Raw genomic sequence first — 20,973 nt, 5'->3', positions numbered from 1 at the left:
GAGGAAGGAAAGCAATCAGGCGATGGTGCCCAACAGCTTCTCCCACTCTTTGTTTTCTTTCTTCGACACACCACCGAGCAGGTCCAGGGCCTGGCGCAGACGGTAGCGAGTCAGGTCCGGGCCAAGAATCTCCATGGCGTCGAGCACCGATACCGAGCTAGCCTGACCGCTGATCGCGGCGAACATCAGCGGCATGGCATCACGCAGTTTCAGCTCCAGGGCCTCGACCACAGCCTGGATGCAACCGGTAATGCGGTCTTTTTCCCACTGACGCAGGCTTTCCAGTTTCCACAGGATCAACTGGATAACCTGACGCACCTGATCGGCCGAGAGTTTCTTGTGCTCGAACAGTTTGGCATCGAGCTTGAGCGCGCCTTCAAAGAAGAAGCCACCCAGCGGTGCGATCTGGCTGAAGGTCTCTACCCTGCCCTGCACATGCGGGGCGATCTTCATCATGTAGTCGTTGTTGAACGCCCACTTCTGCACCCGCGCGGCGAATTCTTCCACCGGCAGGTCACGCAGCCACTGGCCGTTGAGCCAGGACAGCTTCTCGATATCGAAAATCGGCCCCCCCAGGGAAACCCGCGACAGGTCGAAGTGCTCGACCATCTCGGCCAGGGAGAACTTCTCGCGCTCGTCAGGCATCGACCAGCCCATGCGCCCCAGGTAGTTGAGCATGGCTTCCGGCATGAAGCCCATGCGCTCGTAGAAGGTCACCGAGGTCGGATTCTTGCGCTTGGACAGCTTGCTCTTGTCCGGGTTACGCAGCAGCGGCATGTAGCACAAAGTTGGCTGTTCCCAACCGAAGTACTCGTACAACTTGATCAGCTTGGGCGCCGACGGCAGCCATTCTTCGCCGCGCAGGACGTGGGTGATGCCCATCAGGTGGTCGTCGACGACGTTGGCCAGGAAGTAGGTCGGCAGGCCGTCGGTCTTCATCAGCACCTGCATGTCCATGCGGTCCCACGGGATCTCGACATCGCCACGGAGCATGTCCGGCACCACGCAAACGCCTTCGCTCGGCACCTTCATACGGATCACATGCGGCTCGCCAGCGGCCAGGCGGCGCTGCACTTCTTCGGCCGACAGCAGCAAGGCACGACCGTCATAGCGCGGGGTCTCGCCACGGGCCATCTGTTCGGCACGCATCTGGTCCAGCTCTTCGGCGGTGCAGAAGCACGGGAAGGCGTGACCCATGTCGACCAGTTGCTGGGCGTACTGCTTGTAGATGTCGCCACGCTCGCTCTGCCGGTACGGGCCATGCGGGCCACCGACGTCCGGACCTTCGCTCCACTCGATGCCGAGCCAGCGCAGGGCGTCGAAGATCTGCTGTTCGGACTCGCGGGTCGAACGCAACTGGTCGGTATCTTCAATACGCAGGATGAACTCGCCGCCGTGCTGCTTGGCGAAGCAGTAGTTGAACAGGGCGATGTAGGCGGTGCCGACGTGGGGATCGCCAGTCGGCGAAGGCGCGATACGCGTGCGAACGGTGGTCATGAGAGTCTCGAACTAGAGATGAATCAAAGGCTGGATGTTAACAGGGAGCGGGCACCGGGCTCCAGCAATGGGCGCGATCAACACTTGTGGCAGCGGATCCAAACGCGGTTAAATTTGCTTACATTTTTGGAACGATAGTACCCCATGCCCGCTCAACTCAAACGTCGCCTGCTGGTTTTCCTGACCCTGGTTGTGTTCATCGCCCTTGCCTTCTTCGCCCACTGGTATGTCAAAGGACGCTTCTACGAGAGCACCGACAACGCTTATGTACAGGGTGAAATCACCCGGGTTTCCAGCCAGCTCAGCGCGCGCATCGACGAAGTATTGGTTCAGGATAACCAGCATGTCGCCAAGGGCGATCTGCTGGTACGCCTTGAGCCGGACGATTTCCGCCTGGCCGTGGAGCGCGCCCGCGCCGCCCTCGCCACCCGTGAAGCCGAGCGCCTGCAAGCCGAAAGCCGCTTGACCCAGCAATCCAGCCTGATCGCCGCAGGCCAGGCTCAAGTCGCCGCCAACCAGGCCACCCTGGGGCGCGCCGAGCTCGACTTCAATCGCGCCCAGGCCCTGCGCAAACCGGGCTTCGTCTCCGAAGAACGGGTGACGACGCTGTCGGCGGAAAATAGCGTCGCCCGCTCCCAGGTGAGCAAGGCGCAAGCCGACCTGCAAGGCCAGCGCCAGCAGATCAACGCCCTGAGCGCTGAAATCAAGCGCCTGGACGCGCAGATCGTCAATGCCCGTGCCGAGCTGGCCCAGGCCGAACTGAACCTGACCCGCAGCGAAATCCGCGCGCCGATCAGCGGCATGATCGGCCAGCGTGCCGCGCGTAATGGTCAGGTGGTACAGGCTGGCGCCTACCTGCTGTCGATCGTTCCGGACCAGGACATCTGGATCCAGGCCAACTTCAAGGAAACCCAGATTGGCCGCATGCTGCCGGGCCAGACCGCCGAGCTGGTGTTCGACAGCTACCCCGACACGCCGATCGCTGCCCGGGTCGACAGCCTGTTCGCCGCCTCCGGCGCCCAGTTCAGCCTGTTGCCACCCGACAACGCCACCGGCAACTTCACCAAGGTGGTGCAGCGTATTCCGGTGAAGTTGACCTTCGCCGCCGACAACCCGCTGAACGGCAGGATCCGTCCAGGCATGTCGGTCACCGCCACTGTGGACATCCGGGACACCACCGACAATGGCCGGTGATGCGCTGATCCGGCCTGCCGGCGAACCCAGCCGGCGCGACTGGATCGCGGTGATGAGCGTGATGCTCGGCGCCTTCATGGCGGTGCTCGACATCCAGATCACCAATTCCTCGCTCAAGGACATCCAGGGCGCCCTCTCGGCCACCCTGGAGGAAGGCTCGTGGATCTCCACCTCGTACCTGGTGGCCGAGATCATCATGATTCCGCTGACCGCCTGGCTGGTGCAGCTACTGTCGGCCCGGCGCCTGGCGGTGTGGGTGTCGCTGGGCTTTCTGGTCTCGTCGTTGCTGTGCTCCATGGCCTGGAACCTGGAGAGCATGATCATCTTCCGCGCCATGCAGGGCTTTACCGGCGGCGCGCTGATTCCGCTGGCGTTCACCCTGACCCTGATCAAACTGCCCGAACACCACCGCGCCAAAGGCATGGCGATGTTTGCCATGACCGCCACCTTTGCCCCCTCCATCGGCCCGACCCTGGGTGGCTGGCTGACCGAGAACTGGGGTTGGGAGTACATCTTCTACATCAACATCCCGCCCGGCCTGATCATGATCGGCGGCCTGCTGTATGGGCTGGAAAAGAAAGAGTCGCACTGGGAACTGCTGAAAAGCACCGATTACGCCGGCATCGTCACGCTTGGCGTCGGACTGGGTTGCCTGCAGGTATTTCTTGAAGAAGGCCATCGCAAGGACTGGCTGGAGTCGAGCCTGATCGTCGGCCTGGGCAGCATCGCCTTGCTGAGCCTGATCACCTTTGTGATCCTGCAATTTTCCAAACCCAATCCGCTGATCAATCTGCGCATTCTCGGCAACCGCAATTTCGGTTTGTCGAGTATTGCCAGCCTGGGGATGGGCGTGGGCTTGTATGGCTCGATCTACCTGCTACCGCTGTACCTGGCGCAAATCCAGAACTACAACGCCCTGCAGATTGGCGAAGTGATCATGTGGATGGGTATTCCGCAGCTGTTTCTGATTCCGTTGGTGCCGCAGTTGATGAAGGTGATCTCACCCAAGATTCTCTGCACCCTGGGTTTTGGTCTGTTCGGCCTGGCCAGCTTCGGTTCCGGGGTTCTCAATCCGGACTTTGCCGGCGAACAGTTCAATCATATCCAGATCATCCGCGCCCTTGGCCAGCCGATGATCATGGTGACCATCTCGTTGATCGCCACCAGCTACATCCTGCCGCAGGATGCAGGTTCGGCATCCAGTCTGTTCAACATCCTGCGCAACCTGGGCGGTGCCATCGGCATTGCGTTGCTGGCGACGTTGCTGGATGCGCGGACCAAGGTGTACTTCGATTACTTGCGCGAGTCCGTCGTACCGAGCAACCCACAGGTGGCGGAGCGTCTGGCGCAGCTGACGGAACGCTTGGGTAGCGATACTGCGGCGCTGGGCAAACTGAGTGAAATCACCCACCAGCAGGCGATGATCATGGCCTACAACGATGCCTTCCATTTTGTCGGTATCGGTCTGGCGATCAGCATGCTGGCGGTGATGATGACGCGCAAGTTGCCGCTGGGGTTGAAGGCTGGAGAAGCCCACTGATCAGCCTTGCAAATCGCTTTGTAGGAGCGGATTCACCGGGACGCCGGACCGCCGCGATGGACTGCGTAGCAGTCCCATTTTGGGGCCGCTCTGCGCCCCATCGCGGATAAATCCGCTCCTACACAGTCAGTAAGCGCTCGCGCAACGCGGTAATCTCGTCACGCAACTGCGCCGCCGCCTCGAACTCCAGGTCCCGCGCCAACTGGTACATCTTCTCTTCCAGCAGCTTGATACGTTTGGCAATCTCCCCCGGAGAGCGCAACTCGGCTTCGTAGCGCGCGCTTTCTTCGGCGGCCTTGGCCATGCCCTTGCGCTTCTTGCTGCGCGAGCCGGGCACGTTGGCGCCTTCCATGATGTCGGTGATGTCCTTGACCACACCCTTGGGCACAATGCCATTGGCTGCGTTGAAGGCAATCTGCTTGTCACGACGACGTTCGGTTTCGCCGATGGCCCGCTGCATCGAGCCGGTCATGTTGTCGGCATATAGGATCGCCCGGCCATTGAGGTTGCGCGCCGCACGGCCGATGGTCTGGATCAGTGAGCGCTCGGAACGCAGGAAGCCCTCCTTGTCGGCATCGAGGATGGCCACCAGCGACACCTCGGGCATGTCCAGGCCCTCGCGCAACAGGTTGATCCCCACCAGCACATCGAAGGTCCCCAAGCGCAGGTCGCGGATGATTTCGACGCGCTCCACGGTGTCGATGTCCGAATGCAGGTAGCGCACCCGCACGTCGTGATCGGCGAGGTAGTCGGTGAGGTCTTCGGCCATGCGTTTGGTCAGGGTAGTGACCAGCACGCGCTCTTCCACGGCGACACGCTTGCGGATTTCCGAGAGCAGGTCGTCGACCTGGGTAGTCGCCGGGCGCACTTCAACCTGAGGATCGACCAGGCCGGTCGGCCGCACCACCTGCTCCACGACCCGGCCAGCATGCTCGGCCTCATAGTTCCCGGGGGTGGCGGAAACGAAGATGGTCTGTGGACTGACGCTTTCCCACTCGTCAAAACGCATCGGCCGGTTGTCCAGCGCCGAAGGCAGGCGGAAGCCGTATTCGACCAGGGTTTCCTTGCGCGAGCGGTCGCCCTTGTACATCGCCCCGACCTGGGGAACGCTGACATGGGACTCATCGATCACCAGCAGTGAGTCCGCTGGCAGATAATCGTAGAGCGTCGGTGGCGGCGCCCCGGCCGGACGACCGGAGAGGTAGCGCGAGTAGTTCTCGATGCCGTTGCAGTAACCCAGTTCGATGATCATTTCCAGATCGAAACGGGTGCGCTGCTCCAGGCGCTGGGCTTCGACCAGTTTGTTGGCCTTGTGCAGGTATTCCAGACGCTGCTGCAACTCCTCCTTGATGCCCTCCACCGCCTCAAGCAGGGTTTCACGCGGGGTCACGTAGTGGCTCTTGGGGTAGAAGGTGAAACGCGGCAACTTGCGGATCACTTCGCCGGTCAGCGGATCGAAAGCGGCAATGTTCTCCACTTCATCATCGAACAGCTCGATGCGGATGGCTTCCAGGTCCGATTCGGCCGGGAAGATATCGATCACATCACCCCGCACACGGAAGGTCGCGCGGGCAAAGTCCATTTCGTTGCGGGTGTACTGCAAGTCGGCCAGGCGGCGTAGCAAGGCACGCTGGTCGAGCTTGTCGCCACGGTCCACGTGCAGGACCATCTTCAGGTAGGTTTCCGGGCTGCCCAGACCATAGATACAGGACACCGTGGTGACGATGATCGCATCGCGACGCTCCAGCAGCGCCTTGGTCGCCGACAGGCGCATCTGTTCGATGTGGTCGTTGATCGAGGCATCCTTCTCGATGAAGGTATCGGACGACGGCACATAGGCTTCGGGCTGGTAGTAGTCGTAGTAGGAGACGAAGTACTCCACGGCATTATTGGGGAAAAATGCCTTGAACTCGCCGTACAGCTGCGCCGCCAGGGTCTTGTTCGGCGCCAGCACCAGAGTCGGCCGCTGCACCTGGGCGATGACGTTGGCGATGCTGAAGGTCTTGCCCGAACCCGTCACCCCGAGCAGGGTCTGATGCGCCAGGCCCGCTTCGATGCCTTCGACCATCAGGCGAATGGCTTCGGGCTGGTCGCCGGCCGGCTGGAAACGGGTGACGAGCTGAAACTCGGACATGACAAACCTCTGTGTAATCGCGACGTGTTTATCGCAGACGCTGGTAACTGTATTTATAGACAGTGCTTATACCGAATTAGGGCTCTCGAACGCCAGTTTCAACGCAATGATGTGAGTATGGACCGGTCAATTCGACTAACGGTCGAAAAATAATCGGCGAAACAGCAGGAAAAGCTGCGTCAGACTGTCGCCGTGACCGATGGGTATCACTATACTGACTCCCCGTTTGTGCACCGCTCTAGTGCATTCGACTGGAGCGTGCGACCTCTTCCACTCTCCATTCAGAGCCAAGGTAATAATGAGCCTGTTTTCCGCTGTCGAGCTGGCACCACGCGACCCCATTCTGGGCCTCAACGAAGCTTTCAACGCCGATACCCGTAGCAACAAGGTCAACCTGGGTGTAGGTGTTTACTGCAACGAAGAAGGGCGTATCCCACTGCTGCGTGCAGTGATCGAAGCCGAAACCCAGCGCGCTGCCCAGCACGCTTCCCGCGGTTACCTGCCGATCGATGGCATCGCCGCCTACGACCAGGCCGTACAGAAGCTGCTGTTCGGTGCCGAGTCGCCGCTGCTGGCTGCTGGCCGGGTCATCACCACCCAGGCCGTTGGCGGTACCGGCGCCCTGAAGATCGGTGCCGACTTCCTCAAGCAGGTTTCGCCAAACGCCGTCGTGGCGATCAGCGACCCGAGCTGGGAAAACCACCGCGCCCTGTTTGAAACCGCTGGCTTCCCGGTCCAGAACTACCGCTACTACGACGCCGCTACTCACGACGTCAACCGCAGCGGCATGCTCGAAGACCTCAACGCCTTGCCGTCCGGCTCGATCATCGTGCTGCACGCCTGCTGCCACAACCCGACGGGCGTCGACCTGAGCCTGGACGACTGGAAAAATGTCCTCGAAGTGGTCAAGGCCAAGGGCCACGTACCGTTCCTCGACATGGCCTACCAGGGCTTTGGCGACGGCATCTACGAAGACGCCTTCGCCGTGCGCCTGTTCGCCGAGTCGGGCCTGAACTTCTTCGTCTCCAGCTCGTTCTCGAAATCCTTCTCGCTGTACGGCGAGCGCGTGGGTGCGCTGTCGATCATCACCGAGTCCAAGGAAGAGAGCGCGCGCGTGCTGTCGCAGGTCAAGCGCGTGATCCGCACCAACTACTCCAACCCGCCGACCCACGGCGCCACTATCGTCGCCACCGTGCTCAACAGCCCGGAACTGCGGGCAATGTGGGAAGACGAGCTGGGCGAGATGCGCCAGCGCATCCACGGCATGCGCAAGCAGATGGTTGAACAGCTGGCCAAACTGGCTCCCGGGCATGATTTCAGCTTCGTCGCCCGTCAGCGCGGCATGTTCTCGTACTCGGGCCTGAGCGTCGAGCAGGTGGCGCGCCTGAAGAACGAGTTCGGTATCTATGCCCTGGATACCGGTCGCATTTGCGTGGCCACCCTGAATCAGAGCAATATCGATGGGGTGACCAATGCGATCGTCGAGGTCCTGTAACTGACTTTTTGCCCGGGGGAGGCTTGACTTCCCCTTAGCAATCAGTAAGATACGCCACAGATTCCGCGATAGCTCAGTCGGTAGAGCAAATGACTGTTAATCATTGGGTCCCAGGTTCGAGTCCTGGTCGCGGAGCCAAACACCTGAAAAACCTCCAGTTGCGCTGAGCACTGGAGGTTTTTTCGTTTCAGCCCCTCCCTACTGCTGGTAAGGCTCAGTCACTGGCTTTTGCTCATCCACCAGCGACCACACCAACAGTTTTGCCGGCTGCGTCGCACTGGCATTGTAAGACACCAGGTGCACCGACCCTGGTGCTTCGTACCAGAACTCTCCCGCCTTGTAGGTGACCGGCTTGGGCTCGCCCTTGAGCTGGGACACCACTGTGCCTTCGAGCACATAGGCCATGACCGCCCCCGGATGTTGATGCGCCAAGGACTTCTGCCCAGGCGCATAACTGACCGTGAGCATGATGGCTTTCTTGCCAGCGGCATTGCTCGGCAATTGTTCCTGCAGGATCTTGACCGCCTCCTGACCCGGCTCCGGACCATGGGCCCAAGCGCCCGGCAGGGTAAACAGGCTAGCGACGATCAGGGTGCTGACAGGTAACAGACGCGATTTCATTGGCACTGCCTCGTGATGGGGAATACCGGCAGGTTATGCCGGCCCTCACGAGGTAAAAAGCGCCAATTCGGGGAAAAATGCGGAGGCTAATCAGCTGCGGCCGATGGGATAGAAGGTGCCGTTGCTCCAGACCCCCAGCCATTGCTGCCCGTCGATCTGCTGCGGAACAGCCAGGTCCACCAGCTGATAAAACACATTGCGATGGATCAGCGCCTCAAGGTTGCTGCGCATGTGCACATACGGCGACGGCTCCTGGGTCTGCGCATCGATCTCGAAACGCAAAGGGTGGTCGGGACCGGCGTCGACCTGATCCTCGACATTGCTGGTGAAGCGCAGCACCTGCTGCTCCCCCTCACCTTCGACCTCAAGACTGACCGCAACAAATGGCGCATCATCGACCTTGATGCCGACCTTCTCCACCGGCGTCACCAGAAAGTAATCGTCACCGTCGCGACGAATGATGGTGGAGAACAAGCGGACCATCGGCTTGCGCCCGATTGGCGTACCCAGGTAGTACCAGGTACCGTCACGGGCGATGCGCATGTCGATATCGCCACAAAAGTCCGGGTTCCACAGATGCACCGGTGGCAGCCCTTTTTCGGACTTGGGAATCTGCGCCAGCAGATCATTGGCCTTGCCGGAATCTGTCATCACCCTCTCCTCAACGACTCATGCCCAAAAGGCTACGAGCGTAATCCTCTAGCGGTGGCCCGAGCAAATCTTCCGGCCTGTTGTCGTGGAACGTCAGCAATCCGCCACGACTGTTGATCCGCGTGGTATCGATCAGGTAGCGGGTATTGGTTTCGATGAGCATCAACTGGATTACCCCGGTATCGATGCCCAGACGGTCGACCGCTTGCTCGTCATACCACTCATCGCCATTGCCGATACGGTCGTCGGTGCGGGCAAAGCGCGCGTAGAGCAGATAATGCGCCCCCACCCCACGCGCCTCGACCAGGGCCTGCTCCAGCCCCAGCGGCCCTTGGGCACGACGGACCATGGGGAAGTATTCGATAAAGCCTTTGAACGCCTCTTCGGCCACCACGTTGGGCCGTGGATAAGGCCCTTTACCCGGCGGAACGAAAGCGCCCTGGCCGATGTAGATGAACGAGTCAGGCTGCAGGCGTACCGACAGCGACCGACGAGTGTCGCTGTGATCGAGCAGACCGGCGTCGCTCATGTGATAACGGACACCCTCACCCATATCGCTGACATTCATGCAGCCGCCCAGCGCCGTCAGCGCCAGCAGCAAAACCAGGCTACGCATCAATCCTCCAGTGGCCGGTGACGGAAAACCGGCGAATGGCCGACAGATGCAGCTTTTGCGCCAGTCTTAGCCGCCGATGATTTTCATCACCGTTGCACCGCCAGAAAACGCCACCGGCTGCTTGTCGCCAAGGGCCTTGACCAGCAACCCCTGCAGCGCGGGCAAAGCCTGATGACGCGGTTTGTCGAGCAAGTCGCCGATATAGTGACGGTTACTCGACGACAGGCAGCCATGCAGCCAGCCCGTGGACGACAGGCGCAAGCGTGAACAGGTGCGGCAAAACGGTACGCTTTCGTTGGCGATCACGCCAAAGTAGCCCTGACCCGGGATCTGATAGCGCAACGCTGTGGCATCCACGGGCGCATTGGCCTGCAGGTATTCGTAGCGCTCACCGATCAACTGCAGCAAATGCTCAAGACTGACGAACTGCTGCAGGAAGGCATTGCTGTCGCGCGCCAGATGCCCCATGCGCATCAACTCGATAAAGCGCAGCTCGTAGCCACGAGCGAGGCAGTACTCGAGCAGCGGTACCACCTGATCGAAGTTCTGCCCACGCAAGGGCACCATGTTGACCTTGATGTTCATCCCGGCAGCACTGGCCTGCTCCATGCCATCGAGCACGCTAGCCAGGTCGCCACCACGGGCAATACGCCGGAAGGCATCCGGATCGAGGGTATCGAGGGAAACGTTGAGCCGACTGATACCGGCCGCACGCAGCAACGGCAGCTTGCGGGCCAGTAATTGACCGTTGGTGGTCAGACTGATTTCGTCCAGGCCCAGGCCGGCGACGGAGCTAAGGAAGGTTTCAAGCTTGGGGCTGACCAGCGGCTCGCCGCCGGTAATCCGCAAGCGTTCGATGCCGGCTGCTTCGATCAGGTAGGCCACCGCGCGGGCCATGGCCTCGGCAGACAGCTCATCCTGGGCCGCCACCAGACGCTTGCCGTCCGGTACGCAATAGGTGCAGGCGTAGTTGCAGGCAGCGGTAAGGCTGACACGCAAATTGCGAAAACGCCTGCCTTGGCGGTCGACGATCATGGATGACTCCGGCATGGATGAATCGGGCCTGCAAAACCTGACTCAAAAATCAGGTTTTTGCAAGCCTCATACCTGAGTATATTCCTGCCCGGGCCGCGCCAGTAGTTTCGCTCGGCCTCTGAATATGTCAGCTGCCGGTTGTGTCCGGATCACGCTTGCGCTTGTTGCCCATGCGCACGCCGATATCCATCAGGAACTGGAAAAAGCCTTCCTGGTCTTCCAGCACGTTACTCCAGAACGGCGAGTGGTACAGCGCCACCGCGCCGTGCACCAGTGCCCAGGCGGCGCAGTAGTGGAAGTAAGGCGGCACGTCTTCGAGCTTGCCTTCGCTGATGCGGCCTTTGATCAGCAAGGTCAGACGGTCGAAATTGGAGGCACGGATCTTGTGCAACTCCTCGACCATCTCCGGCACCTGATTGCCCTTGACCACCTTCTCTTCGAGGCGGTCGAACAAGCGGTAACGCTGTGGATCGCGCATGCGGAATTCGAAGTAGGCACGCGACAGGGCTTCCTTGTCGCGATCAACATCGGCAGAGTGCAACAGTTCGTTCAAATCGCGCTCATAGTCGAGCATCAGGCGCAGGTAGATCTCCGCCTTGGATTTGAAATGCTTGTAGATCGTGCCTTTGCCGATACCGACTGCATCAGCGATCATCTCGACGGTGACACTGTCTTCACCCTGTTCGAGAAACAGCTTGAGCGCGGTATCGAGAATTTCTTGCTCACGGCGACGAAACTCACGGACCTTACGAGGTTCTTTCTGCATAAGAAGGACTGGATCAAAATCGAAGCCGGTTATTATGCCTAACTTGCGCCAAAATGCACGGATCATCCGACCATGTCTATGTTTCTTGATGAGTTTGAACAGGCGCCAGGCCTTCGCTACCTGAACCATGCTGCTGTCGCCCCCTGGCCAACAAGGGCCAGCCAGGCGGTTGCGCGCTTTGCCAGCGAAAACGTTTGGCTCGGCGCCAGGGACTATCCAGACTGGATGGCGATGGAGCAACGCCTGCGCGAACGCCTGATGCGCCTGACCAACGCCCCATCGACCGATGACATCGCCCTGGTCAAGAACACCTCCGAGGCACTTTCGTTCGTGGCTTTCGGCATTGATTGGCAGGATGGCGACCAGATCGTCATCAGCGATGAAGAGTTCCCGTCCAACCGTATCGTCTGGGAAGCCTTGGCCGATCAGGGCGTCGAAGTGATCCAGGTGAGCCTCAAGGGCCAAGACCCGGAAGCCGACCTGCTGGCCGCCTGCGGTCCGCGCGTACGTTTGCTGGCAATCAGTGCCGTGCAGTTCGCCAGTGGCCTGCGTCTGGACCTGGTGCGACTCGGTCAGGGCTGTCGTGAGCGCAACGTGCTGTTCTGCATCGACGCCATTCAGCAACTGGGCGCCCTGCCCTTCGATGTCCAGGCCTATCAGTGCGACTTCGCCATGGCCGATGGCCACAAGTGGATGCTCGGCCCGGAAGGCCTCGGCGTTTTCTACTGCCGCGCCGAAGTTCGCCCACAGCTGCAACTCAGCGAATACGGCTGGCACATGCTCGAGCACATGGGCGACTACACCCGCACCACGTGGGAGCCGGCCCGCAGCGCCCGGCGCTTTGAGTGTGGCAGTCCGAACATGCTCGGCGCCGCGGCGCTGGACGCCAGCCTGTCGCTGCTGGAAGAAGTGGGCATGGGACAGGTATCGACGCTGTTGGCAGAACGAGTGCAGTGGCTCTATGAAGGGCTGGCGGCGATTCCCGGGGTTCAACTGCACAGCCCGGAAGATCCGCAACGCCGTTCCGGCATTGTTTCGTTCAGCATTGCCGGCGTGGACAATGCCCAGGCCTACCACTTACTGAAACAGCAGCAGGTGGTGTGCATCACCCGCGGGCCTGGCGTGCGCTTTTCCCCGCATTTCTACACGCCCAGGCAGATAATCGACGAAACTCTGGCAATTGTGCGGCAAATTGCAGAGCGATGAGTGCTCAGCAGTCGCGGCCGTATTCCAAATCTGTTTAAAAAACGAGCAATAGCCGCTGGCAGCCGGCCAATCCTGACCAATACTTCAGGTGTTGGCGCGGCGCATCCCCCCAAGTGGCGCGCCGATAAAGGTGCTCAGGGACCGCGTACCTTTGTTTTACTCCTAATGGTCTTAACCCGGATTCACCCCCCAGAACCCGGGTTTTTTTTGCCTGTGATTCTGCGGTGGGAGCGGGCTTGCCCCGCGATGCGAGGTTGGCTGCAGCGATGTCATCGCGGGGCAAGCCCGCTCCCACCTAAACGCGCGCCAGCGGGAACAGGCGCTTGAAATTCGCGGTGGTCTGCTCAGCCAATTGCTCGTATTTTTCACCCCGCACCATCGCCACGAACTCCGCCACTTCCCGCACATACTGCGGCAGGTTCGGTTTACCACGGTACGGAATCGGCGCCAGGTAAGGCGAATCGGTTTCGACCAGCAGGCGGTCAGCCGGCACTTGCCGAGCGACGTCGCGCAAGGCATCGGCATTGCGGAAGGTGACGATGCCGGACAGCGAGATGTAGTAGCCCAGGTCCAGCGCCGCCTTGGCCATGTCCCAGTCTTCGGTGAAGCAATGCAGCACGCCAGCCTGACTCAGGTCTGCTTCGCGCAGCAGGGTCAGGGTGTCGGCGCGCGCCGCACGGGTGTGAATGATCACCGGCTTGCCGGTCACTTGCGCCGCGTGCAGGTGCAGGCGGAAGGAATCCTGCTGCACGTCGGCCGCTTCCGGCTCGTAGTGGTAGTCCAGTCCGGTTTCGCCGATAGCCACCGCATGCGGGTGTTCAAGCTCCTTGAGCAGCCACTCCAGCGGCGGTGCGCCGTCGGGGGTCAGGTCGAGCGGATGGATACCCACCGAACAGTCGACGTCGCGGTAACGTTCGCTCAGATCCTTGACCGCCTTGGCGTTGTCGGCACTGACGCCGATGCACAGGAAGTGACCGACCCCGCAAGCACGGGCGGCATCAAGCGCCGCATCCAGAGAGCCCTGGTGAGCGGTAAGGTCGAGACGGTCGAGGTGGCAGTGGGAATCTACAAGCATGGGCACATGACAACACTGAAAAGAAATAAAGGGACAGCTCGGTTCAACGCTGGCCAGGCAACATTGCCCAGGAGGCCAGCAGCGCTTCGAGCAACAGCACGCGATTGAGATTGGCCTTGGCCAGGACTTTCTGGCGCTGGGCGAGGATCCAGTCCTGAATCTCCAGAACCTTGCCCTGGCCGCTCTTCTGCGCCAGGTACTGCACAACCTTGCGCATATCGCTCAAGCCTAAACCTTCCTCATCCTCGGTCAACTGATAGCGCAGGATGAGGTTCGACCAGTCACAGAACCAGTCGAACAGCAGCAGCAAGGGAATGGCACTCCAGGCTTCGGCCAGCTGGCTTGGGGATTGCTGCTGCTTGAGCAGCTTCTTCACCCCGTCGACCACCAGCGCGCGCTGCTCGCGTACACCCTGGGCCTGCAGGCTGACCGCAGCCAGCGGCGAGCCAGCCGCCAGGCTGAGCAGATCCAGACGCTCCTGCTCATCGCACTCAGGCAAGGCTGTAGTTAACCAGGCCAGGCTTTGTGTGGCACTGGGCAAAGGACACGTCTGCTGCACACAACGACTCTTGATGGTCGGCAACAAGCGGCTTGGCTGATGGCTGACCAGCAGCAACACGGTATTGCCGGACGGCTCTTCCAGACTTTTGAGCAAGGCGTTGGCCGCATTGATGTTCATCGCCTCGACCGGCTCGATCAACACCACCTTGCGCCCACCCAGCTGTGCGGTCTGGACCACAAAGGACACCAGGTCTCGCACCTGGTCGACCTTGATCGGCTTGTCGGCTTCCTCCGGCTCCAGCACATAGTTGTCCGGGTGGCTACCAGCTGCCAGCAACAGGCACGACTTGCATTGCCCACAGGCTTGCAGATCGACCGGGCGCTGACACAGCAGCAAGGCCATCAACCGCTCGGCCAGCGCGCGCTTGCCGATACCTTGTGGCCCATGCAGCAGGTAGGCATGCGCGTGCTGGGTGCGTCCGGCCAGTTGTTGCCACAAGGCCTGCTGCCAGGGGAAGGCCTCAGCCACGGCAGCGTTCCAGGATCTGCGGCAGCAAGGCATCCAGTGCCTGTTGCACCTGTGCCAACGATTGTGCGGCGTCGATCAGTTTGTACTGCTGCGGGGCTGCCTTGGCGCGTGCCAGGTAAGCCTGACGCACAGCCTCGAAAAAGGCCTGACCTTCCTGCTCGAAACGATCCAGGCGACCGCGGGCCGCCGCCCGCGACAAACCGATTTCCACCGGCAGATCGAAGACCAGGGTCAGGTCCGGGCGCAGCGTGCCCTGGACAAAATTTTCCAGCGTGGCAATGCGCTCCAGCGACAGGCCACGGCCGCCACCCTGGTAGGCGTAGGTAGCATCGGTGAAACGGTCACAGAGCACCACCGCACCACGGGCCAGCGCCGGGCGAATCACTTCGGCCAGGTGCTGGGCACGGGCGGCGAACACCAGCAACAGCTCGGTGTCGGCGTCCATTTTTTCGTCGCTGGGCGCCAGCAGCAGTTCGCGGATCCGCTCGGCCAGCGGCGTACCGCCAGGCTCACGGGTCAGCACCACATCCACACCCCGGGCACGCAGGTGCTCGGCCAGGTACTCGCGGTTGGTGCTCTTGCCCGCGCCTTCGGGACCTTCCAGGGTGATAAACAAGCCGCTCACAGGCAGTCCTTACAGTTGATCATTGCGAAGAGGTTTCACTGGCCGGTGCCGACGCTTCAGGTACCGGCTCAGGGCTCGCCTCAGGGGATTGCGGGACCTGCGGTTCAGCCTCAGGCTCAGATTCGGCCCCAGACTGAGAGTCGGTGACAGGTGCCGGGCTGGAACGATAATCGGCACGGCGCTTGATCTGGTACTCGCGGACCGCCGAATTGTGCGCATCCAGGTCGTCGGAGAAGATATGGCTACCGTCGCCACGGGCAACGAAGTACAGGCTGCTGCCCGGCGTCGGGTTCAAGGCGGCATGGATAGCTTCGCGGCCGACCATGGCAATCGGGGTCGGCGGCAGGCCAGCATTGGTATAGGTGTTGTACGGCGTCGGTTCGCGCAGGTCGGCGCGGGTGATCTTGCCGTTGTAACGTTCACCCATGCCGTAGATCACTGTCGGGTCGGTCTGCAGCAACATGCCGATACGCATGCGGCGCACGAACACCCCGGCGATCTGACCACGTTCCTGCGGCACACCGGTCTCCTTCTCCACCAGCGACGCCATGATCAGCGCCTGGTACGGATCACGATACGGCAGGTCGGCCGGCCGCTCCGCCCACTCCTTGGCCAGCACTTCGTCCAGACGTGCGTAGGCTTGCTGGAGGAACTCGACATCGGTCATACCGCGCACGAAGCGATAGGTATCGGGGAAGAAACGCCCTTCAGGGAACACCCCGGGATGACCAAGTTTGTCCATCACCTCGGTATCACTGAGGCCATCGAGGGTCTGCTTGATTTTCTCGTGCCTGGCCAGCGCCGAGCGCACCTGGCGGAAGTTCCAGCCTTCGACCAGGGTCAGGCTGTACTGCACGACATCGCCACGGCGCCAGACCTCGAACAGGTCACGCACGGTCATGCCCGGGGTCATGCGGTACTCGCCGGTATGCAGCGGCACCCCCGCCATATTGAAGCGCCAGTACAGACGCAGCCAAAAGGCATCGTCCAGCAGGCCTTCATGCTCCATGCGGTAGAACATACGGTTGGGGTTGGTACCGGTAGGCACGTCGAGCAGTTGCTCCTGGCTAACGTGCAGGGTCTGCTCCAGCGCCGAATTCACTTTCCAGGCCGAAAAACCCAGGATCAGGCCTGCCAGAATCAATCCGGTTTCCAGCAGCACCAAGAATTTACGTCTCACAAATCAGGCATCCAGTAACGTACGGGCAATGGCCTGCAGTTTACGGGTGAGCGGGCCCGGCGACCAGTTCAGCGATGCAAAAGCACGCACCGGCCAGATACCGTAGACGCTGTTGCAGACGAATACTTCGTCAGCCTGCTCCAGGTCCTGCAGGGACAGATCGGTAATGTGCAGCGCAATCCCGGCTACTGCCGCGTGCTCAATCAGGGCCGCACGCATGACCCCGGCCACGCCACAGCGGCTCAGGTCAGCCGTCAGCAGCTCGCCGCCGCGCACCAGGAACAAATTGCTGTAGACCCCTTCGATGATGCGACCGGAAACATCGCGCATCAATCCTTCGGCATGCTCGGCATCCTGCCATTCGGCACGCGCCAGCACCTGCTCAAGTCGATTGAGGTGTTTGAGCCCGGCCAACAGCGGTTGTTCCGCAAGACGAGTGTTACAGGGAAAAAGACGAACGCCCTGCTCGGCATGCTGAGCAGGATAGGCGGGCAAGGGACTGCCCTGCAGGATACGCCGTGGTGCCGCGCCAACCGCAGGCGCATAGCCGCGCTGGCTGTCACCACGGACGAGAATCAGTTTAAGTACGCCGTCACCCAGCAAGCGGGCATAACGGCATAGCTCGTCGCGAATCAGGCCGTGATCGGCGCTGATCGCCAGGCGCTGGCAACCCAGCGCCAGGCGCTCGAGATGATACTCGAGTAACGATGGCCGACCGGCCCTGACCGCGATGGTCTCGAACAGACCATCGCCGTAGGCCAGCGCACGGCTTTGCAGGTTGACTGCATCCGCCGGCTGGCCATCGATCCAGCTGTGCATCACTCGGCGAACCGGCGGAACACCAGCGAGCCGTTGGTACCGCCAAAACCGAAGGAGTTGGACAGGACGACATCGATCGGCATGTTGCGCGCCTCATGCGGCACGAAATCCAGATCGCAACCTTCGCTTGGCTCATCGAGGTTGATGGTCGGCGGGGCTACCTGGCTGTTGATCGACAGCACGCTGAAGATCGCCTCCACGGCACCGGCGGCGCCAAGCAGGTGACCGGTCATCGACTTGGTCGAGCTGACCGCCAGCTTGTAGGCGTGGTCGCCGAACACCGACTTGATCGCCGACGCTTCAGCCAGGTCACCGGCCGGGGTCGAGGTACCGTGAGCGTTGATGTAGTTCACCTGATCAGCGTTCAGGCCGGCATCGCGCAAGGCGTTGACCATGCAGCGCGCTGCGCCGCTGCCGTCTTCCGGCGGCGAGGTCATGTGATAGGCGTCGCCACTCATGCCAAAACCAACCAGCTCGGCATAGATGGTCGCACCACGGGCCTTGGCGTGCTCGAGCTCTTCGAGCACCAGCGCACCGGCACCATCGGCGAGAACGAAGCCGTCACGGCCCTTGTCCCACGGACGGCTGGCACGGGTCGGGTCGTCATTGCGGGTCGACAGCGCCCGCGAGGCACCGAAGCCGCCCATGCCCAGACCGCAGGCGGCCATTTCCGCACCACCGGCAATCATCACGTCGGCTTCACCGAAGGCGATGTTGCGCGCCGCCATGCCGATACAGTGAGTACCGGTCGTGCAGGCCGTGGCAATGGCGTAGTTAGGTCCCTGTACACCCAGGTGGATCGACAGGAAACCGGAAATCATGTTGATGATCGAACCCGGCACGAAGAACGGCGAAATACGCCGCGGGCCTTGTTCATGCAAAGTCCGGCTGGTTTCTTCGATATTGGTCAGGCCACCGATACCCGAGCCCATGGCCACGCCAATGCGCTCGCGGTTGGCATCGGTCACTTCCAGGCCGGCGTTACGCACTGCCTGAAAACCGGCTGCCAGGCCGTACTGAATGAACAGATCGAGCTTGCGGGCTTCCTTGACCGACAGGTACTGCTCAACCTCGAAGCCCTTTACCGAGCCGCCAAAACGGGTGGAGTAGGCAGACAGGTCCGTATGTTCGATCAGACCTATGCCACTGCGGCCAGCCAGAATGCCCTGCCAACTGCTCGGCACATCCGTACCCAGTGGCGACAGCATACCCATACCGGTGACCACGACGCGTCTACGCGACACAGCACTCTCCTTATTCACATTGACTACATCTCTTGTAAAGAAAAAACCGCACGCCGGCGAAGGCAGTGCGGTTTTTCCATGACAAGAAGCGACGACTACAACGTCTTAAGCCTGGTGGCTGGTGACGTAGTCGATAGCAGCTTGAACAGTAGTGATCTTCTCGGCTTCTTCGTCAGGGATTTCGGTCTCGAATTCCTCTTCCAGAGCCATCACCAGCTCAACGGTGTCAAGGGAATCGGCACCCAGATCTTCGACGAAGGAAGCAGTGTTCACTACTTCTTCTTCTTTAACGCCCAGTTGCTCGGCGACGATTTTCTTGACGCGTTCTTCGATGGTGCTCATACCTTGTTTTCACTCCTAATGGACATATGTCAGGCAGCTGGCCGGTGTGTAAGTGTATAGAAAGACGTCCGCTTTTCAAGCGCAACACGCCTCGCCAGACCACACCTGCCAACCGACTAGAATCTGGTTGCAGCTTTATAACGGATTTTAGACAGCTCGTATGACATTTTTTTGAAGCAATCCGTCACATTAGATTTACATGTACATGCCGCCGTTGACCGGAATGGTCGCGCCAGTCACATAACCTGCGCCTTCAGAGGCCAGGAAAGCCACCACATTGGCGATTTCCTGAGCCTGGCCCAGACGCCCCAGAGGGATCTGGGTCTGCAGCGCTTCGCGCTGAGCTTCAGGCAGTTCGCGGGTCATGTCGGTATCGATGAAGCCCGGGGTCACCGAGTTGACGGTAATCGCACGGGAGCCGACTTCACGCGCCAGAGCACGGCTGAAACCTTCCAGGCCGGCCTTGGCTGCAGCGTAGTTGACCTGCCCGGCATTACCCATGGCGCCGACTACCGAACCGATGCTGATGATACGACCCCAGCGCGCCTTGGTCATGCCGCGCAGCACGCCCTTGGACAGACGGTAGAGGCTGTTCAGGTTGGTGTCGATGACGTCGAACCACTCGTCGTCTTTCATGCGCATCATCAGGTTGTCACGGGTGATGCCGGCGTTGTTGACCAGAATGGTCGGCGCGCCGAACTGCTCCTGGATCTTGGCCAGGGTGGCAGCGACCGACTCGTCGCTGGTCACGTTCAGCTCCAGGCCGGTGCCGGTGATGCCGTGTTCTTTGAGGGTCGCGGCGATACGCTCGGCACCCGAGGCGGAGGTCGCAGTACCGATCACGGTAGCGCCCAGACGGCCCAGTTCCAGGGCGATCGCCTGGCCGATACCACGGCTGGCGCCAGTAACCAGTGCAACTTTACCTTGCAGGCTCATGCAAGCTTCTCCTAAATCAGGCCAGCGCCGCGAGGGTAGCGGCGAAAGCATCCGGGGTATTGAGGTTAGAGGTGTTCACGCCGTCGGCGCAGCGCTTGTTCAGGCCAGCCAGAACCTTGCCCGGACCGCACTCGACCAGCTGTACCGCACCCTTGGCGGCCAGGGTCTGTACGCATTCGACCCAGCGAACCGGCTTGTACAACTGCTCGAGCAGATCGCGCTTGAGGGTGTCGAGGTCCGCGGCAACGGCAGCGCTGACGTTCTGTACCACTGGAATTTGCGGGGCCTGCCAGTCGATGGCATTGACCGACTCGGCAAAACGCTCGGCAGCAGGACGCATCAGTTCGCAGTGCGACGGCACGCTGACCGGCAGCGGCAGCGCGCGCTTGGCACCGGCGGCCTTGCAGGCTTCCATGGCGCGCTCGACAGCAGCCTTGGCACCAGCGATCACGACCTGACCTGGCGAGTTGAAGTTGACCGCGCTGACCACTTCGCCCTGGGCTGCTTCAGCGCAGATACCCACGACGACAGCGTCGTCCAGACCGAGGATTGCCGCCATGGCGCCCTGCCCGGCCGGCACGGCCTCTTGCATGAGCTCGCCACGACGCTTGACCAGTTTGACCGCGTCACCCAGGCTCAGGCTGCCAGCGGCAACCAGCGCGCTGTACTCGCCCAGGCTGTGGCCGGAAACGAAAGCCGGACGCGCACCGCCCTCTGCCAGCCACAGACGCCACAGGGCGATCGAAGCAGTGAGAATGGCCGGTTGGGTTTTGTCGGTTTGGTTGAGTTGCTCTTCCGGACCGTTCTGAGTCAATGCCCAGAGGTCATAGCCCAGAGCCTCGGAGGCCTCGCGGAAGGTATCAATGACCAGCGGATACTGGGCGCCCAGCTCGGCAAGCATGCCGAGGGACTGCGAACCTTGACCGGGAAAGACGAATGCGAGGGATGCAGACATTGAACAAGCCCC

At 61.1% G+C, this 20,973-nt stretch carries 20 protein-coding genes and 1 tRNA gene; 5 read left to right on the top strand and 16 right to left on the bottom strand.

Translation table 11 applies throughout. The features are described from left to right. Nucleotides 1-15: 15 nt before the first annotated feature. The gene (gene gltX / locus NPS47_RS03565; RefSeq protein WP_274293712.1) at nucleotides 16-1,497 is read right to left on the bottom strand and encodes a glutamate--tRNA ligase; all 1,482 of its coding nucleotides are present in this window, start codon (nucleotides 1,495-1,497) and stop codon (nucleotides 16-18) included. Between the two features lie 144 nt (nucleotides 1,498-1,641). On the opposite strand from gltX, the gene NPS47_RS03560 reads away from it, so the two are divergent. Together NPS47_RS03560 and NPS47_RS03555 are read left to right on the top strand one after the other, a co-directional pair. After that, complete coding sequence (locus tag NPS47_RS03560; protein ID WP_274293711.1) at nucleotides 1,642-2,691, top strand: HlyD family secretion protein; 1,050 nt, start codon at nucleotides 1,642-1,644, stop codon at nucleotides 2,689-2,691. A gap of 49 nt (nucleotides 2,692-2,740) precedes the next feature. After that, nucleotides 2,741-4,231, top strand: a complete 1,491-nt coding sequence (locus NPS47_RS03555) for a DHA2 family efflux MFS transporter permease subunit (RefSeq protein WP_274293722.1) — start codon at nucleotides 2,741-2,743, stop codon at nucleotides 4,229-4,231. A gap of 118 nt (nucleotides 4,232-4,349) precedes the next feature. Here the strand turns inward: NPS47_RS03555 and uvrB are convergent, their stop codons facing one another. Next, complete coding sequence (uvrB, locus tag NPS47_RS03550) at nucleotides 4,350-6,365, bottom strand: excinuclease ABC subunit UvrB (protein WP_274293710.1); 2,016 nt, start codon at nucleotides 6,363-6,365, stop codon at nucleotides 4,350-4,352. 298 nt (nucleotides 6,366-6,663) lie between these two features. Here uvrB and NPS47_RS03545 point away from each other — a divergent pair, with 298 nt between their 5' ends. After that, on the top strand, nucleotides 6,664-7,860 hold the full coding sequence (locus tag NPS47_RS03545; protein WP_274293709.1) for an amino acid aminotransferase: 1,197 nt from the start codon (nucleotides 6,664-6,666) through the stop codon (nucleotides 7,858-7,860). 62 nt (nucleotides 7,861-7,922) lie between these two features. After that, nucleotides 7,923-7,998: transfer RNA gene (locus tag NPS47_RS03540), tRNA-Asn, on the top strand. 60 nt (nucleotides 7,999-8,058) lie between these two features. Here the strand turns inward: NPS47_RS03540 and NPS47_RS03535 are convergent. The 5 genes from NPS47_RS03535 to NPS47_RS03515 form a co-directional block, all read right to left on the bottom strand. After that, nucleotides 8,059-8,481, bottom strand: a complete 423-nt coding sequence (locus NPS47_RS03535; RefSeq protein ID WP_274293708.1) for a cupin domain-containing protein — start codon at nucleotides 8,479-8,481, stop codon at nucleotides 8,059-8,061. A 90-nt stretch (nucleotides 8,482-8,571) separates the two neighbouring features. After that, nucleotides 8,572-9,132: a DUF1285 domain-containing protein gene (locus tag NPS47_RS03530; RefSeq protein WP_274293707.1), complete on the bottom strand. Its 561-nt coding sequence runs from the start codon at nucleotides 9,130-9,132 to the stop codon at nucleotides 8,572-8,574. Nucleotides 9,133-9,142: 10 nt separating this feature from the next. Then, complete coding sequence (locus NPS47_RS03525; RefSeq protein WP_274293706.1) at nucleotides 9,143-9,748, bottom strand: DUF4823 domain-containing protein; 606 nt, start codon at nucleotides 9,746-9,748, stop codon at nucleotides 9,143-9,145. Nucleotides 9,749-9,814: 66 nt separating this feature from the next. After that, nucleotides 9,815-10,783 (bottom strand): GTP 3',8-cyclase MoaA, encoded by a 969-nt coding sequence (locus NPS47_RS03520; RefSeq protein WP_274293705.1) that lies wholly within the window; start codon nucleotides 10,781-10,783, stop codon nucleotides 9,815-9,817. Between the two features lie 127 nt (nucleotides 10,784-10,910). Continuing rightward, complete coding sequence (locus NPS47_RS03515) at nucleotides 10,911-11,549, bottom strand: TetR/AcrR family transcriptional regulator (protein ID WP_274293704.1); 639 nt, start codon at nucleotides 11,547-11,549, stop codon at nucleotides 10,911-10,913. Between the two features lie 72 nt (nucleotides 11,550-11,621). Here NPS47_RS03515 and NPS47_RS03510 point away from each other — a divergent pair, with 72 nt between their 5' ends. Next, nucleotides 11,622-12,755: an aminotransferase class V-fold PLP-dependent enzyme gene (locus tag NPS47_RS03510; RefSeq protein WP_274293703.1), complete on the top strand. Its 1,134-nt coding sequence runs from the start codon at nucleotides 11,622-11,624 to the stop codon at nucleotides 12,753-12,755. A 295-nt stretch (nucleotides 12,756-13,050) separates the two neighbouring features. On the opposite strand, the gene NPS47_RS03505 is transcribed toward NPS47_RS03510, so the two are convergent. From NPS47_RS03505 to fabD, 9 genes are all read right to left on the bottom strand, one after another. After that, the gene (locus NPS47_RS03505) at nucleotides 13,051-13,830 is read right to left on the bottom strand and encodes a TatD family hydrolase (RefSeq protein WP_274293702.1); all 780 of its coding nucleotides are present in this window, start codon (nucleotides 13,828-13,830) and stop codon (nucleotides 13,051-13,053) included. A 43-nt stretch (nucleotides 13,831-13,873) separates the two neighbouring features. Further along, nucleotides 13,874-14,860, bottom strand: a complete 987-nt coding sequence (locus NPS47_RS03500) for a DNA polymerase III subunit delta' (protein ID WP_274293701.1) — start codon at nucleotides 14,858-14,860, stop codon at nucleotides 13,874-13,876. After that, a complete protein-coding gene (gene tmk / locus NPS47_RS03495) occupies nucleotides 14,853-15,485 on the bottom strand; it encodes a dTMP kinase (RefSeq protein ID WP_274293700.1) in 633 nt (210 codons plus the stop codon). Before tmk ends, NPS47_RS03500 begins: the two co-directional genes overlap by 8 nt. Before the next feature lie 19 nt (nucleotides 15,486-15,504). Beyond that, nucleotides 15,505-16,665 (bottom strand): endolytic transglycosylase MltG, encoded by a 1,161-nt coding sequence (gene mltG, locus NPS47_RS03490; protein WP_274293699.1) that lies wholly within the window; start codon nucleotides 16,663-16,665, stop codon nucleotides 15,505-15,507. Between the two features lie 3 nt (nucleotides 16,666-16,668). Beyond that, on the bottom strand, nucleotides 16,669-17,484 hold the full coding sequence (gene pabC / locus NPS47_RS03485; protein ID WP_274293698.1) for an aminodeoxychorismate lyase: 816 nt from the start codon (nucleotides 17,482-17,484) through the stop codon (nucleotides 16,669-16,671). After that, nucleotides 17,484-18,728, bottom strand: coding sequence for a beta-ketoacyl-ACP synthase II (fabF, locus tag NPS47_RS03480; RefSeq protein ID WP_038608596.1), 1,245 nt, complete (start codon nucleotides 18,726-18,728; stop codon nucleotides 17,484-17,486). Before fabF ends, pabC begins: the two co-directional genes overlap by 1 nt. Nucleotides 18,729-18,833: 105 nt before the next feature. Beyond that, nucleotides 18,834-19,070, bottom strand: coding sequence for an acyl carrier protein (gene acpP, locus NPS47_RS03475; RefSeq protein ID WP_003175607.1), 237 nt, complete (start codon nucleotides 19,068-19,070; stop codon nucleotides 18,834-18,836). Between the two features lie 195 nt (nucleotides 19,071-19,265). Next, a complete protein-coding gene (gene fabG / locus NPS47_RS03470; protein WP_038608595.1) occupies nucleotides 19,266-20,006 on the bottom strand; it encodes a 3-oxoacyl-ACP reductase FabG in 741 nt (246 codons plus the stop codon). A 16-nt stretch (nucleotides 20,007-20,022) separates the two neighbouring features. Continuing rightward, nucleotides 20,023-20,961: an ACP S-malonyltransferase gene (gene fabD, locus NPS47_RS03465; protein WP_274293697.1), complete on the bottom strand. Its 939-nt coding sequence runs from the start codon at nucleotides 20,959-20,961 to the stop codon at nucleotides 20,023-20,025. Nucleotides 20,962-20,973: the final 12 nt, after the last annotated feature.

The sequence above is a fragment of the Pseudomonas putida genome, from assembly GCF_028682475.1.
Taxonomy (GTDB): Bacteria; Pseudomonadota; Gammaproteobacteria; order Pseudomonadales; family Pseudomonadaceae; genus Aquipseudomonas; species Aquipseudomonas putida_AG.
This window is presented reverse-complemented; position numbering and strand designations above follow the sequence as displayed.

Excerpts from the sequence above, each read along its gene's own strand:
- NPS47_RS03520 (WP_274293705.1), bottom strand. The coding sequence starts at position 10,783 with ATGATCGTCGACCGCCAAGGCAGGCGTTTTCGCAATTTGCGTGTCAGC.
- NPS47_RS03545 (WP_274293709.1), top strand. The coding sequence starts at position 6,664 with ATGAGCCTGTTTTCCGCTGTCGAGCTGGCACCACGCGACCCCATTCTG.
- NPS47_RS03530 (WP_274293707.1), bottom strand. The coding sequence starts at position 9,132 with ATGACAGATTCCGGCAAGGCCAATGATCTGCTGGCGCAGATTCCCAAG.
- NPS47_RS03525 (WP_274293706.1), bottom strand. The coding sequence starts at position 9,748 with ATGCGTAGCCTGGTTTTGCTGCTGGCGCTGACGGCGCTGGGCGGCTGC.
- NPS47_RS03510 (WP_274293703.1), top strand. The coding sequence starts at position 11,622 with ATGTCTATGTTTCTTGATGAGTTTGAACAGGCGCCAGGCCTTCGCTAC.
- uvrB (WP_274293710.1), bottom strand. The coding sequence starts at position 6,365 with ATGTCCGAGTTTCAGCTCGTCACCCGTTTCCAGCCGGCCGGCGACCAG.
- gltX (WP_274293712.1), bottom strand. The coding sequence starts at position 1,497 with ATGACCACCGTTCGCACGCGTATCGCGCCTTCGCCGACTGGCGATCCC.
- pabC (WP_274293698.1), bottom strand. The coding sequence starts at position 17,484 with ATGCACAGCTGGATCGATGGCCAGCCGGCGGATGCAGTCAACCTGCAA.
- acpP (WP_003175607.1), bottom strand. The coding sequence starts at position 19,070 with ATGAGCACCATCGAAGAACGCGTCAAGAAAATCGTCGCCGAGCAACTG.
- fabG (WP_038608595.1), bottom strand. The coding sequence starts at position 20,006 with ATGAGCCTGCAAGGTAAAGTTGCACTGGTTACTGGCGCCAGCCGTGGT.
- NPS47_RS03515 (WP_274293704.1), bottom strand. The coding sequence starts at position 11,549 with ATGCAGAAAGAACCTCGTAAGGTCCGTGAGTTTCGTCGCCGTGAGCAA.
- NPS47_RS03560 (WP_274293711.1), top strand. The coding sequence starts at position 1,642 with ATGCCCGCTCAACTCAAACGTCGCCTGCTGGTTTTCCTGACCCTGGTT.
- NPS47_RS03505 (WP_274293702.1), bottom strand. The coding sequence starts at position 13,830 with ATGCTTGTAGATTCCCACTGCCACCTCGACCGTCTCGACCTTACCGCT.
- fabD (WP_274293697.1), bottom strand. The coding sequence starts at position 20,961 with ATGTCTGCATCCCTCGCATTCGTCTTTCCCGGTCAAGGTTCGCAGTCC.
- NPS47_RS03535 (WP_274293708.1), bottom strand. The coding sequence starts at position 8,481 with ATGAAATCGCGTCTGTTACCTGTCAGCACCCTGATCGTCGCTAGCCTG.